Source organism: Desulfosporosinus nitroreducens (assembly GCF_023897015.1).
GTDB classification, from domain to species: Bacteria; Bacillota; Desulfitobacteriia; order Desulfitobacteriales; family Desulfitobacteriaceae; genus Desulfosporosinus; species Desulfosporosinus nitroreducens.
Window position 1 is genome coordinate 19,786 of record NZ_JAMHFY010000015.1, and the last position, 13,631, is coordinate 33,416.

15 protein-coding genes are annotated in these 13,631 nt (G+C 40.5%); all 15 read left to right on the forward strand.

Translation table 11 applies throughout. The features are described from left to right. The first annotated feature begins 1 nt into the window (after position 1). On the forward strand, positions 2 to 1,621 hold the full coding sequence (dsrK, locus tag M8E35_RS16170) for a sulfate reduction electron transfer complex DsrMKJOP subunit DsrK (protein ID WP_252470246.1): 1,620 nt from the start codon (positions 2 to 4) through the stop codon (positions 1,619 to 1,621). Then, positions 1,621 to 2,103 carry a sulfate reduction electron transfer complex DsrMKJOP subunit DsrJ gene (gene dsrJ / locus M8E35_RS16175; protein ID WP_073031523.1) on the forward strand — a complete coding sequence of 161 codons (483 nt, stop codon included), beginning with the start codon at positions 1,621 to 1,623 and terminating at the stop codon, positions 2,101 to 2,103. Before dsrK ends, dsrJ begins: the two co-directional genes overlap by 1 nt. Next, the gene (gene dsrO, locus M8E35_RS16180; RefSeq protein ID WP_252470247.1) at positions 2,100 to 2,903 is read left to right on the forward strand and encodes a sulfate reduction electron transfer complex DsrMKJOP subunit DsrO; all 804 of its coding nucleotides are present in this window, start codon (positions 2,100 to 2,102) and stop codon (positions 2,901 to 2,903) included. The genes dsrJ and dsrO overlap by 4 nt, the downstream gene beginning before the upstream one ends. Next, entirely contained in the window at positions 2,896 to 4,056 is a 1,161-nt protein-coding gene (gene dsrP, locus M8E35_RS16185; RefSeq protein ID WP_252470248.1) for a sulfate reduction electron transfer complex DsrMKJOP subunit DsrP, read from the forward strand. Before dsrO ends, dsrP begins: the two co-directional genes overlap by 8 nt. Before the next feature lie 180 nt (positions 4,057 to 4,236). Further along, positions 4,237 to 4,554: a TusE/DsrC/DsvC family sulfur relay protein gene (locus tag M8E35_RS16190; RefSeq protein ID WP_073031526.1), complete on the forward strand. Its 318-nt coding sequence runs from the start codon at positions 4,237 to 4,239 to the stop codon at positions 4,552 to 4,554. A 229-nt stretch (positions 4,555 to 4,783) separates the two neighbouring features. Beyond that, positions 4,784 to 5,251, forward strand: coding sequence for a hypothetical protein (locus tag M8E35_RS16195; RefSeq protein ID WP_252470249.1), 468 nt, complete (start codon positions 4,784 to 4,786; stop codon positions 5,249 to 5,251). Positions 5,252 to 5,275: 24 nt separating this feature from the next. Continuing rightward, the gene (locus M8E35_RS16200; RefSeq protein ID WP_252470250.1) at positions 5,276 to 5,674 is read left to right on the forward strand and encodes a hypothetical protein; all 399 of its coding nucleotides are present in this window, start codon (positions 5,276 to 5,278) and stop codon (positions 5,672 to 5,674) included. Next, positions 5,664 to 6,911, forward strand: a complete 1,248-nt coding sequence (locus tag M8E35_RS16205) for a glutathionylspermidine synthase family protein (protein ID WP_252470251.1) — start codon at positions 5,664 to 5,666, stop codon at positions 6,909 to 6,911. Before M8E35_RS16200 ends, M8E35_RS16205 begins: the two co-directional genes overlap by 11 nt. 15 nt (positions 6,912 to 6,926) lie before the next feature. Then, positions 6,927 to 7,352 (forward strand): DUF350 domain-containing protein, encoded by a 426-nt coding sequence (locus M8E35_RS16210; protein ID WP_252470252.1) that lies wholly within the window; start codon positions 6,927 to 6,929, stop codon positions 7,350 to 7,352. A gap of 304 nt (positions 7,353 to 7,656) precedes the next feature. Next, positions 7,657 to 8,922 (forward strand): hypothetical protein, encoded by a 1,266-nt coding sequence (locus tag M8E35_RS16215; protein ID WP_252470254.1) that lies wholly within the window; start codon positions 7,657 to 7,659, stop codon positions 8,920 to 8,922. An 82-nt stretch (positions 8,923 to 9,004) separates the two neighbouring features. Beyond that, positions 9,005 to 9,745, forward strand: a complete 741-nt coding sequence (locus M8E35_RS16220) for an ABC transporter ATP-binding protein (RefSeq protein WP_073031540.1) — start codon at positions 9,005 to 9,007, stop codon at positions 9,743 to 9,745. Then, the gene (locus M8E35_RS16225) at positions 9,717 to 10,469 is read left to right on the forward strand and encodes a DUF2705 family protein (RefSeq protein WP_252470256.1); all 753 of its coding nucleotides are present in this window, start codon (positions 9,717 to 9,719) and stop codon (positions 10,467 to 10,469) included. Before M8E35_RS16220 ends, M8E35_RS16225 begins: the two co-directional genes overlap by 29 nt. A gap of 9 nt (positions 10,470 to 10,478) precedes the next feature. Next, a complete protein-coding gene (locus M8E35_RS16230) occupies positions 10,479 to 11,903 on the forward strand; it encodes a sensor histidine kinase (RefSeq protein ID WP_252470258.1) in 1,425 nt (474 codons plus the stop codon). 15 nt (positions 11,904 to 11,918) lie between these two features. Continuing rightward, a complete protein-coding gene (locus M8E35_RS16235; RefSeq protein WP_252470260.1) occupies positions 11,919 to 12,671 on the forward strand; it encodes a response regulator transcription factor in 753 nt (250 codons plus the stop codon). Between the two features lie 81 nt (positions 12,672 to 12,752). Beyond that, the gene (locus M8E35_RS16240; protein ID WP_252470262.1) at positions 12,753 to 13,403 is read left to right on the forward strand and encodes a class II aldolase/adducin family protein; all 651 of its coding nucleotides are present in this window, start codon (positions 12,753 to 12,755) and stop codon (positions 13,401 to 13,403) included. Positions 13,404 to 13,631 lie beyond the last annotated feature (228 nt).

A 13,631-nucleotide genomic window follows, 5' to 3' on the forward strand; every position in this document is an offset into this window, starting at 1 on the left:
GATGGCGCCGAAAGTTAAACTTCCGAAACCGGGAGAATTATCTAAGATAGATTTTAAGACACCGGCAACGGATTGGATGGATACACCAGTTGAGTTCAAACCGGGTACCTTTTGCTGGGGATCAAAAGAAAAAGATCTGCTCACGTTAGGCTTACCTAACCCAAGACAGTGGTCGCCAGCCGACGAAGACTGGAAGATACCAGAGGGTTGGGAAACAACCATCTTGGAAGGAATGGCTGAAAGACTCAGTAAGTATCGCTCTTTCAAGATTTTCATGGACATTTGCGTTAGATGTGGTGCCTGTGCTGATAAATGTCATTTTTATATCGCTACAGGTGATCCCAAGAATATGCCGGTTCTAAGAGCAGAGCTGATTAGATCCGTCTACAAAAAGTATTTTACGAAATCAGGGAAATTCCTAGGGCGTTTAGCAGGAGCCAGAGAACTGGACATGAACGTTTTAAAGGAATGGTGGTCTTACTTTTTCCAATGTACTGAATGTCGTCGGTGCTCGGTTTTTTGTCCTTACGGTATCGACCAAGCAGAGGTCACGATCATTGGCAGAGAGCTTCTAAATTTAGTTGGTTTGAACATTGATTGGATTTCAGGACCTGCTGCAGCCTGTTACATGAAGGGTAATCACCTTGGCTTAGAGCCTCATGCCATTGCTGGAAACATTGAATCCATGGTAGATGATATTGAGGATATAACGGGTATTAGGGTTAATCCTACCTTTAACAGAAAAGGTGCCGAGATAATGTTTGTCACTCCCTCAGGCGACCTTTTAGGTGAACCTGGGATTCAAACTTGTATGGGATATCTCATGCTTTTCCACGAACTTGGTCTTGACTATACTTGGAGCACGTATGCTTCCGAGGGTGGAAACTTCGGTTTCTTCACATCGAATGACATGGCGAAGAGACTCAATTACAAGATTTATGCAGAAGCAAAAAGATTAGGGGTAAAATATATTATTGGCGGAGAATGCGGCCATATGTGGAGGGTCCTGAATCAATATATGGATACTTGGCATGGTCCTGCAGACTTCCTGGAGGTTCCGGTATCGCCAATAACAGGCACAGTCTTTGAAAATGCTAAATCCACTAAAATGATTCATATTTCCGAATTTACGGCTGACTTAATTAAACACAACAAATTAAACCTAGACCCCACTCGCAATGACCATCTGAAGGTTACCTATCATGACTCATGTAATCCTTCTCGCGGTATGGGACTGCTCGAGGAGCCGCGAGAAATCATTAAGGCTGTTTGCAATAATTTCTATGAGATGCCAGAGAACACGATCCGAGAAAAAACATTCTGTTGCGGAAGCGGGTCGGGACTTAACGCCTCTGAAAATATGGAACAGCGCATGAGAGGCGGATTCCCAAGGGCCAATGCTGTTAAGTACGTTAAAGAAAAACACGGAGTTAACATGCTGGCCAACATATGCGCTGTTGACCGTGCCGCTTTACCAGCTCTAATGGACTACTGGAATCCAGGGGTAGGGGTCACCGGTGTGACTGAGCTAGTTGCAAATGCCTTGGTGATGAAAGGCGAAAAAGAGAGAACTACTAACCTTCGCTTTGAAGACTTGCCAGGAAAAGGGGGTAATGAGTAATGTATAAAGGCGGAAAAATATTTGCTTCACTCATTATCTTTGCTGCGCTTTTCACTATACCGTTCTTCTATAATATGGGGAAAGTTAATGCTGGACCGGATGTAGCGCTAAATACTGCCGCTATCCAACAACTGCCGGCATCGGAGCAACAATGTGTAGAGTCACCGGAATTTATGCGAGCCAATCATATGCAACTTCTCAATCAATGGAGAGAAGAAGCAGTTCGAAATGGTCAGACAGTCTATGTTAATAGCCAAGGGAAAGAATTCGAAATTAGTCTTCAAGATACGTGCCTAAAATGTCATGCAACTGAGTCGGCTTCGAAACCAGCAGTTCTGAACAATCCAGTATCGACTACCGCAGGAGTGAGTAATCCGGCTTTAAACGAGTCACCTGAATTTTGTGCCTCCTGCCACGATTATTCAGCTGTGAAGCCGTTATGTTGGAGTTGCCATTTTGAGCCAAAGGAGGCAACTAAATGAGCATCAATAGACGACAATTTCTGAGAAGAGCTGGTATGATCACTGCTTTGGGACTAGGGAGTTCCTTTATAATTAGCGGTTTCCGTAAAAAAGAGGTTGCTGAAGCAGCTGGATTTGCCAAGGCTCCAAAAGATTTACCGGCTAAACGTTGGGCTATGGTTGTCGATATGAGTAAATTCAAAACCGAAGCTGATATTAATGGGGTTATTGAAGCTTGTCATAAGCTTCATAATGTTCCTAAATTCCCAAACACAAAAGATGAGATTAAATGGATATGGAAAGATGATTATCATCATACCTTTGCAGGTGGGCATAACGAATATTTGGATGATCATGTATTGCACAGTCCTTTTATGGTATTATGTAATCATTGTGAGAATCCTCCTTGCGTGAAGGCATGTCCTACTCAGGCTACGTTCCAGAGACCGGATGGTATTGTCGCAATGGACTTTCATCGCTGTATAGGATGCAGATTCTGTATGGGTGCCTGTCCCTTCGGAGCGAGAAGCTTTAACTTTAGAGATCCAAGGCCCTTTATTGAAGGAGAAATTTCTCCGGATTATCCAACAAGAACTCCAGGTGTCGTAGAAAAATGTAATTTTTGCTACGAACGTCTGGCAGACGGTCTCATGCCAGCTTGTGTGGAAAAATCTAACGGTGGATTAATATTTGGAGATTTAGATGATCCTAATTCAGAAGTGCGGAAAATTGTCAGCACGAAATTTACTATTCGACGTAAACCGGAATTGGGCACTCAGCCAAGTGTTTACTACCTGGTAGGGGGTGGCGAAGATGCTTGAGAAAGCACTGTCGGGCAGTAAAAGGTATTGGATTTGGGTTACACTGTTATTAGCTGTTATCGCTGTTGGCTTATTTGCTTATATGAATCAGTTTAACAATGGTTTAGGTGTTACAGGCATGAGCCGGGATGTATCATGGGGATTATATATTGCCCAGTTTACTTTCCTTGTGGGTGTCGCTGCTTCTGCCGTTATGCTAGTTTTACCATATTATCTGCATGACTTTAAGAAATTCGGCAAGATGGTTATCCTAGGAGAGTTTTTAGCAATACCAGCTGTGATAATGTGTATCTTATTTATCTTCGTAGATTTAGGGCAACCAATGCGGATTATGAACGTAATCCTCCATCCAAGTCCACGATCAGTCATGTTTTATGATATGATTGTCTTATGCGGGTATCTTCTCATAAACTTAGTAGTTGGCTGGACGACTCTCGGTGCTGAACGTAAGGGAGCACCATCACCAAAATGGGTTAAACCAATCATTTATCTATCAATCCCTTGGGCTGTTAGTATTCATACAGTTACAGCCTTCTTATACGCCGGTTTACCTGGCAGGCATCTCTGGTTATCTGCTATTATGGCAGCGCGTTTCTTGGCATCTGCCTTCGCAGCTGGTCCGGCAATCCTGATTCTTTTATGCTTTATCGTTAAAAAGGTCAGTAAGTTTGATCCAGATCCTGGTGTGGGAGCAATTCAGTCCCTTGTAAAAATTGTTCGATATGCCATGATTGCCAATGTATTCTTCTATATTTTAGAGTTATTTACTGCATTCTATAGTAATATCCCAGAATACAGTGCACCTTTAAGGTATATCTTCTTTGGCCTAGACGGTCATACGAGTCTGGTTCCCATAATGTGGACAGCCACTGCCTTAGCATTTTTAGGAATTGCGTTGCTCGTTTTCCCAACTCGGAAAAATGGAGCAGCCTTAACTGTCGGCCTATTGTCAATCATTACTGCTAACTGGATTGATAAAGGTATGATCCTAATTGTTGCAGGTTTTGTCCCAAATTCCTTTGAAAGAGTCATTGAATATGCACCGACTCTTAATGAGATATTGGTGACGTTAGGTGTCTATGCTATTGGAGCGTTGCTAATCACAATACTCTATAAAGTTGCAATATCAGTTAGAGAAGAGAAAGCAAGCTAAAGTTAGCTATTGATGGTCTTTGATGCTTGTTTGGGGGGTGAGGGATTATCATTCAGAACGTGCTGTCCCAGCACGAATTGAAACTGTAAAATCACGAATGTGGATAGACAGTACAAAATCCGGTAACTTAAGCTCAAACAGTATCAATTTTATAAACACACATAAGGAGGAATTTGAATTATGGCTCAATTACAAGTCGGCGATTTAACTGTTGAACTGGACGAAGACGGTTTTCTTGAGGATCATTCAGCATGGAATGAAGATGTAGCTCATGCTCTTGCTGCTACTGAGGAAGTTGAAGAACTTACTGAAGATCATTGGAAAATGATCAACTATCTCCGTGACTATTATGAGCAGTTTGGTGTTGCACCAATGGTTCGTAAAATGGTTAAAGACACTGGTTATGACCAAAAGAAAATCTATGAACTATTCCCAGCTGGCCCAGGAAAAGGTGCTTGTAAAATTGCTGGACTTCCTAAACCAACCGGTTGCGTATAAGCCTCTAGGTTTTGTTTATTCGGTTACAGTCCAAACCAAAAGAGCCATCACACTTGTGATTGGCTCTTTTTTTAGATGATAATTGATAGTATTAATACTTTTAAGATGAGCTTTAAGGGTGGTGATTTTCATCAAAATTTTGTAAAATGAATTTACGATATTTTCGAAAGTGGCCTGAGGGGCAGGACTTCCAATTATAATGTAGAATATATTAGGAAAATAGTCTCGTTTGGGAAAGGATAATGATATGGAACAACTGGAGTATCGGCTCTTCGACGAGCAAAAGAATTTTCCGGCGCTTTATCACTTCAAATCTATCGATAAAGACGAAGTTATGGTTCGCTTCTTAGCGGATTACTTGGTCAAGGATGGTGTCGTTTACGAAAAAACTTCGAATGCAATTGAGGTCCCACTCTATATTATCTATGTTAAACTTTCAGAAGATGAAAAACCGTTACTAAACAATCGATTATCGAAAGCGGCTATGGGTTATATTGTCTTAGAAATAAGAGAATTTATTGAGTATGCATCTGAATATCCTATCATAACAAATTTAGAATTTACTTCATTATCTGACTTGGCTCTTCTCGCACAATGCAATTACTTAACATTAGGTGGTGTAGAGTGGGAAAAGACTTCTTTTGAAGTCGATGAGGACCGACAGAGATATGTTCTTTATGCAATTAAAACACGTTAAATTAATTTTGAAAGGGGAAACTAGGTGAACAAGAGTTCTAAGATGGTGAGTTTATTTCTTTCAACTGCTTTAGTGTTTGGAACCGTTGCATGTGCTCCGCAGCAACAGCAAGTTTTTGATCAAGAAGGTAATCCAATCACGGTTGAAGAAGATGACGATGATGATGGCTTTTTTGGTATGTTTTTAGCCCCGTTCGGTTTTTCCAGGAAGCATTCTTCCAGTAGAATACGTCCTGTACAGCCATCAGGGGTTACTAGCGGTGGATCCAGTTATCCAAACACGGACAGTTCAGGAACTACAAATAATCCCGGTTCGACGAATAGTAATGCCGGTATTTCATCTGGGAGCAGTTCAAAGAGTTCAACTGGAATTTCAAGCGGCACACATGGCGGGATTGGAGGAGGTGGCTCAAGTGCAAGCTGAGTTGTCCTATGAGGAAATCAGAGAACGACTTTATGGACCGATGCGTTCTGTATTTTCTTGGGATCGCTTGGATGGTGTAGAATATGGGCTGGCTGGAATTCATTATATTACTCAAGAATTTCGCGGAGAAATTGCCTTCGCCACAGAAGCCTTGGGTAAAATTTTTGCCAAAACTGTCTATGCGGTACAAACTGCTGATGACACACTATTACATGCATTGGGAATACCTCATGAGGTGCTTACTACGGCTCGTATTCTTCTAAAACCTGAAATAGTCACGGTAATAGGCCGATTTGATTTTATTAATACGGTTGAGGGACTCAAGATGATTGAGTTTAACTCAGACACACCAACGAGTGTTGTTGAAGCCTTCTATGCTAACCATAAAGCCTGCTCCTATTTTGGCGCAAGAAGCATAAATGATGGTATGGAAGTACATATCAAAGAAGCCTTTAAGACAATTCTTGAATCATACAAGGAGCTAGGTTATGCTACTGACTCTATAGTATTTAGTGCTTTAGGCTGGCACAATGAGGATAGGGATACAGTAAGGTATTTGCTGGATCAATCCGGTTTGCCGGCAACATTTGTTGCGCTTGAAGATCTGCGTATTTCGGGCGATCGTTTGTGCGCGTTAATTGACGAACAGCTTGTGCCTATTGACGTCTGGTATCGTCTTCATGCCCTTGAGAAACTGGCTGTGGAACGTGATGAACAAGATCAATATCCTACGGGTGCCCATGTACTTGATCTCGTGGCTAGAGGTAAGCTGGCAATCATTAATCCGCCATCAGCGTTCGTAGCTCAATCGAAAGCACTCCTTAGCCTTATCTGGAATCTGCATGAAGTCGGAGAGTTCTATACCACTGAGGAACACCAGATGATTGAGAAGTATATGCTGCCTACTTACATGGAAAATCAGTTTATAAATAAGTATCCTTATGTAACAAAGCCCATCTTTGGTCGAGAAGGTGGTGCTGTTTGTTTGCATGAAGCGGATGGTACACTGGTAGAACGGGACAAAGACAATGATTATTGGGATCAACCTATGGTTTATCAGAAACGAGTTGAAATGGAAAACGTTGAATGCAATACAGAAATTGGGCTGTTCACAGGCAGGTTACTTTGGGGATCTTTCTTAGTTGGAGGTAAAGCTTCGGCCATCAGTGCACGAATCGGAGGGAGAATAACTGGTAATCTGGCGTGTTTCTTACCAACGGGAATAAAAGTAGAGTGAGGTGGAATTGGGTTCATGTATTTAATAAACTTTTTAATGTATTTAGGAGTTACAATTCCCTTAATGATTTTCTCTGTGATGCTTTTTACATTCACAACACCTTATAAAGAGTTTAAAATTCTAGCTGATGGAGATGATCTGGAAAATCATCGCAAAGTTTCTGCGGCAAAAGCTGTGGCATTTGATTTAGGGGGCAAGGTATTAGGAACAGCCATTTTGCTTGCATCCGCTATTTACCACTCTATAGGCATCTGGGACATGATTGCTTGGACATTGACAGGGACGATCTCCCTGATAATCGTTTACTGGCTCTTTGAGGTATTAACTCCTATGCTCAAAGTTCGCCATGAAATTCCGAATGGAAATATTGCTGTAGGATTCTTCTCTTTCTGTTTAAGCTTAGCAACTGGGATCTTAATGGCTTCATTAATTAGCTACTAATCGGGATTTTTTGTATTCATCTCGGACCGTGGAACAAGGTGTGATATGCTGTACTGCTGTTAGATTATTTTAGGCAGTTGCGAGTAAGAAGTATTATTTCGAAATCAGGAAGGCTTCCAAGCGACCCCTCACTTTAATGACTTGGAAGCCTTCTTTCTATAACAATTTAATTTGCCGCAGTTGAAATGTATGTCTAAGAGGGAAGGGAATAGTTTATAATTTGTTTATATACTGTTTAGGGAAAATCAAGACCACTAGGTTAGAATATATATAGGGTCTTAAAAATATATAGGGAGTTGACAAGATGAAATTCAAAAAGAAATCAGTGATGCTTGTAAGTTTCACGGTTGGAACACTGTTGTTAGCAACAACAGCTCTAGCCGACATTGCAAGTAAAAGCGGGTATGATGAACTTAAGGGTGCGATTAAGCTAACAACTGAACAAGCCAGTGAAAAGTTCGACAGTTTCACCCTGGATTATTCAATGGCTTTGAAGGATAATGGAAAGACGTTAGAGTCTAGTAACGAAACTCTAAAGGTCGATAGAACAAAGGATGCTTCTGAAAACATATCTTCAGGTTTAAGCTTAAACGGGGATAAAAGATCTTCTCAGAGTTATTCAGACAAGACGACCATGATTCGGGTAAGTGAGAATGACCCGACTTACTATGTGACTGAATTTACCAAGGAAAGAAAAGACGATCCTTTTACTAATCCTTTCAAGGAAGATGAAGCCGCTGATGTTGAAAAAATAGTCGATGCGATAGTAGGAAGTCTTAAAGATCATGTCGTAGTTACTGAAAATACGGATGGAAGCAAAGCAATCACAGGATCTCTAACAGAGGTGCAAATCCCGTCTTTAGTCAATGCTGTTGCTTCGTTTCAGTTGAAACAAGAGTTTAATAATCAAAATAGCAATCAAAATAACAGCAAGATGCCTCGTCTGACCAAGGATGTCTTTGTCAAAGAGGTAAAAGGTTCAGCAAAAGTAAACGCAGATGGCGTGATGGAAAGTATCCTGGGAACTGCAGTATTGTCGGGTAAAGATGAGCAAGGGACTGTCCATGATATATCGCTTGAAGCTCTAGTTAAAGTGACGGGCATTAACACCACAACGGTCACTAAGCCTGATCTTACGGGGAAGAAAGTTGTTAAGGACATTGCCAGATATGGAGATGCTGAAATGTCTAATCCAGAGAAGTTCGTAGGCAAATTCAAAAACGACATCATAATTGAGAAAGATAGCAAGTTTGTCAAAGTCGGTGAGCGGTTTGTAGATATTACTCAAATCGACGGAAAGAGTGTTGAGGGCCGATATTACTCAGAGTTTAAGCCCGGATTTGAAGAATACGCAACAAGTTTGAGCAGTTTCAAATTTGAAGCCAAATTTGAACAAGAGCAAAAAACGAGTGCGAATTTTGAAGGCACAAACGATTCTGGAGATAAAGTACGAGGTCATATCTATCTGAGTGAGTATGAAGGCCAAGTAAACTTTAATATTGATAATTTCAATGGATCTTTCGGAAGAGGTTTGATGTTTAATTCATCCTTTAGTCCAGTTTTAGATTAAGAGCGTAAGTCACAATGAAAAGGTGATGACTGCCGGGATATATCCCGGCAGTCGCATTAGTTTCTCACGATGGAGGTTGAGCATGGAGAAAGTTATTGAGATCATGAACCTGACCAAATCTTATGGAAATGGTCGCGGAATTTACGATCTGAATTTGGACATCTATAAAGGGGATATCTTTGGTTTTCTTGGACCGAACGGGGCAGGAAAAACGACGGCCATGAAGATTATGACAGGGCTTATCCGACCTGAACAGGGTGATGTTAGAATTTTAGGACACAGTGTAACGGAAGAGTATGAGAAGGCCATGGCAAAGGTAGGATGTCTGATTGAAATTGCAGAGTCTTATCATTATCTGAGTGCCTTTGATAATCTAAGACAACTAGCACGCTATTATCCTGGTGTTGATCATAAACGAATTGATGAGGTTCTTGAACTGACGGGAATGCTTAAATTTAAGCATGAAAAGTCGAAAAAGTTTTCTCTTGGCATGAAACAGCGCTTGGGACTTGCAGCAGCCGTATTGTCGAGACCTCAGGTTGTCATTCTTGATGAACCCTTAAATGGGCTTGATGTCGAGGGTATGATTGATATTCGCAAGATGATCCAGCATTTAGCGGAAAAGGAACAGACTACATTTTTCATTTCCAGTCATTTGATCCATGATGTAGAGTTAACCTGTAATCGCATCGGGGTAATCTACAATGGAAAAATATTAAATGTCGAAAACACTCAAACGATTTTGAAAAACTATGCGACACTTGAGAATTACTTTGTAAGTGAGGTAGAGAGAAATGGCCGTGTTTCAAGCAGCGCTTCTTAATGAACTGGAGAAGCTCTATAAAAAGAAAAAAGTCTTAGTTGCCATTTTGCTGTCTCTTGCAGTAATTGTTATTGGGCAATTGGTGATTGTAGGAGTAAGAAGCGGATTTGGACTTAGAGGAACGGGCAGTGTAGAATTCCCAATGCTTGTTCTATCGGTTGTGGTCAATACCATTCTGCCACTTTTTACAGCCTTAGTTGCAATTGACAGTTTCTCAGGTGAGTTTACTCAAAACAGTATGCGCATCACTCTGACTCGACCTGTCAGTCGATTTAAGATCTACACAGCAAAAATCACATCTATTGTCTTATTTATCTTGGGAGCTCTTCTTCTGCTCCTTGTTTTTTCTCTGCTGGCTGGATTTATCTTTAATACAAATTCGGCGACACTTGATTCATTGGGCAGAACTGTGTTTTCCTACTTCGTGAGCTTGCTTCCGTTGACTGTTTTGGCCTTAGCTATTGCCCTGTTGGCAAATATCTTCAAGAGCGGAATAGCTGTCTTTTTTGTATCCATTTTAACATTCCTTGCCTTAAAAGTGCTTGGTGTACTTTTTTCTCAGTATTCAAGTTTGTTCTTGACGACTCAACTTGACTGGTATAATCTATTTCTGGTAAATTCTTTTCCAATCTTAAAGATTTTGCGTCAGTTTTTAATCATGCTCGGGTCTGGGATCATGTTGTTTACGGCAGGGTTCTATATCTTTGATAAAAAGGAATTTTAAGGTGACGGTATGAAACTCAAAACACGTCTAATTTTAGCCAATGCTTCGACAGTAATCATTCCTATGATCATTACTGTTCTAGTTGCATTGGTTGCTTTTTTTGTCTTCGACAAGTTATTCGGAAGCGGGATTTCTTATGAACATCAACAAAAACAGTCAATGATCAAGGTTAAGCTTATCAATGAAACTAGCACCTGGAAACGGACACCCGAGGTTTTGGAAGAAGAGAGTTATATGAAATATCTCCTTGAACAGCTTGCTGAGATTCATGGGGAGCTTGTGTTGATCAAGGATGACGAAGTGGAATTTTCCTCCAAGAAGTTTTCTAAAATTGAAGTGGCCAAAAGTTTAGCGGCAGGGAATATTAAGGGAAGGAACGAGCCTGTTGTTATCAATGATGTTTCATATACTGTCTTTGTTACAGATCTTATGTATAAAGAAGGCTCTAAAGGGAGTTTGCTGTTACTCGTGCCTGTAGATCGGTGGGAGACAAGTTTTACGGGTTTAATCGCACTAGTTTCTATTACGTTCTTAATTACCTTTGCGGTAACGAATATTATTGTCTCCTATCAATTTTCACGAAGTATTATTAATCCTCTATATACCTTGCAAAGTGCTGCTGCAGAAATAGCTAAAGGGAATCTCGACTACTCGATTGTTGAGGAAGGGGATCGGGAAATTCAAGAGTTGTGTCGTGATTTGGAACTTATGCGCATTAAGCTAAAAGAGTCAGTACACACTCAATTGAAGTATGAGGATAATCGAAAGTTGCTCATTTCTAGTATCTCTCATGATTTAAAGACCCCTGTAACCTCCATCAAAGGCTATGTAGAAGGTATTTTGGATGGGATAGCCAGTAATCCGGATAAAGTGGAACGCTATTTAAAGACTATAGCCTTAAAGGCTCACCAAATTGATCAAATGATTGACGATCTTTTACTTTATGCCAAACTGGATTTAAACCAGATTCCTTTTGATTTTGAGAGAGTAGACATCGCAGAGTATTTCCAGCAGTGTATACTAGAAAATGAACCGGAGTTAGAAAGTAATAATATCGTGATTTCCTTTCACAATGAGCTGAATCATAAGCGAAATGTCCTGTTAGATCGAGAAAGAATGAAACGAGTCATTATGAACATTCTGGATAATTCTCGTAAGTACATGAGCAATGATCAAGGTGATATTAACATCATTCTCAGAGAAACTGTTGCCAGTATCATCGTTGAGCTTCGTGATAATGGTTCCGGGATCAATGAAGGAGATTTACCTCATATTTTTGATAGATTCTATCGGGCGGATGCAGCTCGAACCAAAGGCAGCGGGTTAGGACTGGCCATTGCAAAGCAGATCATTGAAGGGCATAATGGAAGGGTATGGGCTGTCAGCCATGGAAAAGAAGGGACCAGTATCATGATCTCGCTCAGTAAGTCATGATGATGGGGGAAAGCAATGAACAAGAAGATATTAATCATTGAAGATGACTCAAGTATTGCAGAGTTACAAAAGGACTATCTGGAAGTTGCCGGTTTTGAAGTTAGCGTCCATGACAATGGAATTGAAGGATTAAGAGCGTTCCAAGAGAATGAGGTTGATCTGCTCATTCTGGATATTATGCTGCCGGGAATGGATGGTTTAGAGATTTTACGAAGTTTGAAAGAAGATAAAGATGTACCTGTTATTTTAGTATCCGCTAAAAAAGAAGAAATTGACAAGATCAAAGGGCTAAGTTTAGGGGCTGATGATTACATAACGAAACCCTTTAGTCCAGGCGAACTGGTGGCGAGAGTAAAAGCCCATTTGGAAAATTATGAGAGGCTCAAACTTCGGTTTAGCGAAGGGGTTAAGAAGTCAAACATTTTGACGATTCGCGGACTTAAAATCGATAAGGATTCACGCAGAGTTTTTGCTCTCGGCAAGGAAGTTAATCTGGCCCAGAAAGAATATGCCTTACTCTTGTATTTAGCTCAAAATCCAAACAGGGTTTTTGGGCGTGAGGAGTTATTTGAACGTGTTTGGGGTTTGGATGCTTTAGGTGACTCTGCCACAGTCACAGTTCATATCGCTCGAATACGCGAAAAAATTGAGAGTGACTTATCTAATCCTCAATATGTAGAAACGTACTGCACGAAAGGAACATCAAAAGAGCCAAATTATCAATACATTGAAACGGTTTGGGGCGCGGGGTATCGGTTTAGGATATAAATTGCAATATTTAAGAAAAGCCTCTCCTTTCTGATGAAAGAATGGAGAGCTTTTTGAAGGTATTTCAAAGGAGGTTAAGAAATGAACCAACTATTGACTGCTCGCAAAAAAGTGATCGAAAAGGGGATAGAAATACTTGCAACGAACCTAACGGTTGGGACTTGGGGGAATATTAGTTGTCGGATTTCTGGAGAGAATTACATAGCGATCACTCCTACCGGAATGAATTACGATGACTTAGTGCCTGAAGATATCGTGGTAATGGACTTAGAAGGAAATATAGTTAATGGTATTCGAAAGCCTTCTATTGAAGTTCCTTTGCATATATCGATTTATAAAGCACGTGAAGATGTCAAGGCCATTGTACATACTCACAGTGCTTATGCAACTGCAATGGCAGTCGCGCGAAAAGAAATTCCGGGAGCAATTGAAGACTTAGTCCAGATAGCAGGCGGCAATGTGCGGGTCAATGAATACGCATTACCTGGTACAGAGCAACTAGGCATCAATACCGTTAAAGCACTAGAAGGCCGAAATGCTGTGTTGTTAGCTAATCATGGTATGTTGGGGGTCGGGCGCGATTTGGATGAAGCATTTAAAATATGTCAAGTTGTTGAAAAATCAGCACAAATCGTTCTTCTTGCGCAAATGATGGGTGGAGCAATTGAGTTATCCCAAGGGGATATTGACGGAATGCGAAATTTCTATCTTCAAGGTTATGGTCAAAAGTGACAGACGAGTCATTGATCAATTCAAAGGAGACTCCCACCTTGTTTATTTCTAATAAGCCGTATACAATAGGGTGATCTAAGAATTGTTGAAGAAATTCATAATTTTAGAGTATAATTAGTAAGGACAACACATAATTGATCTAATTGCATATAATAGATACTTACCAGACCGTATTTTATCTGAATTGAAATTGAGTTAATGTTGAAAATACTTTAATTCTAGTTCCTT

Excerpts from the sequence above, each read along its gene's own strand:
- M8E35_RS16210 (WP_252470252.1), top strand. The coding sequence starts at position 6,927 with ATGTATTTAATAAACTTTTTAATGTATTTAGGAGTTACAATTCCCTTA.
- M8E35_RS16235 (WP_252470260.1), top strand. The coding sequence starts at position 11,919 with ATGAACAAGAAGATATTAATCATTGAAGATGACTCAAGTATTGCAGAG.
- M8E35_RS16220 (WP_073031540.1), top strand. The coding sequence starts at position 9,005 with ATGGAGAAAGTTATTGAGATCATGAACCTGACCAAATCTTATGGAAAT.
- M8E35_RS16190 (WP_073031526.1), top strand. The coding sequence starts at position 4,237 with ATGGCTCAATTACAAGTCGGCGATTTAACTGTTGAACTGGACGAAGAC.
- dsrP (WP_252470248.1), top strand. The coding sequence starts at position 2,896 with ATGCTTGAGAAAGCACTGTCGGGCAGTAAAAGGTATTGGATTTGGGTT.
- M8E35_RS16230 (WP_252470258.1), top strand. The coding sequence starts at position 10,479 with ATGAAACTCAAAACACGTCTAATTTTAGCCAATGCTTCGACAGTAATC.
- M8E35_RS16240 (WP_252470262.1), top strand. The coding sequence starts at position 12,753 with ATGAACCAACTATTGACTGCTCGCAAAAAAGTGATCGAAAAGGGGATA.
- dsrO (WP_252470247.1), top strand. The coding sequence starts at position 2,100 with ATGAGCATCAATAGACGACAATTTCTGAGAAGAGCTGGTATGATCACT.
- M8E35_RS16225 (WP_252470256.1), top strand. The coding sequence starts at position 9,717 with ATGGCCGTGTTTCAAGCAGCGCTTCTTAATGAACTGGAGAAGCTCTAT.
- dsrJ (WP_073031523.1), top strand. The coding sequence starts at position 1,621 with ATGTATAAAGGCGGAAAAATATTTGCTTCACTCATTATCTTTGCTGCG.
- dsrK (WP_252470246.1), top strand. The coding sequence starts at position 2 with ATGGCGCCGAAAGTTAAACTTCCGAAACCGGGAGAATTATCTAAGATA.
- M8E35_RS16215 (WP_252470254.1), top strand. The coding sequence starts at position 7,657 with ATGAAATTCAAAAAGAAATCAGTGATGCTTGTAAGTTTCACGGTTGGA.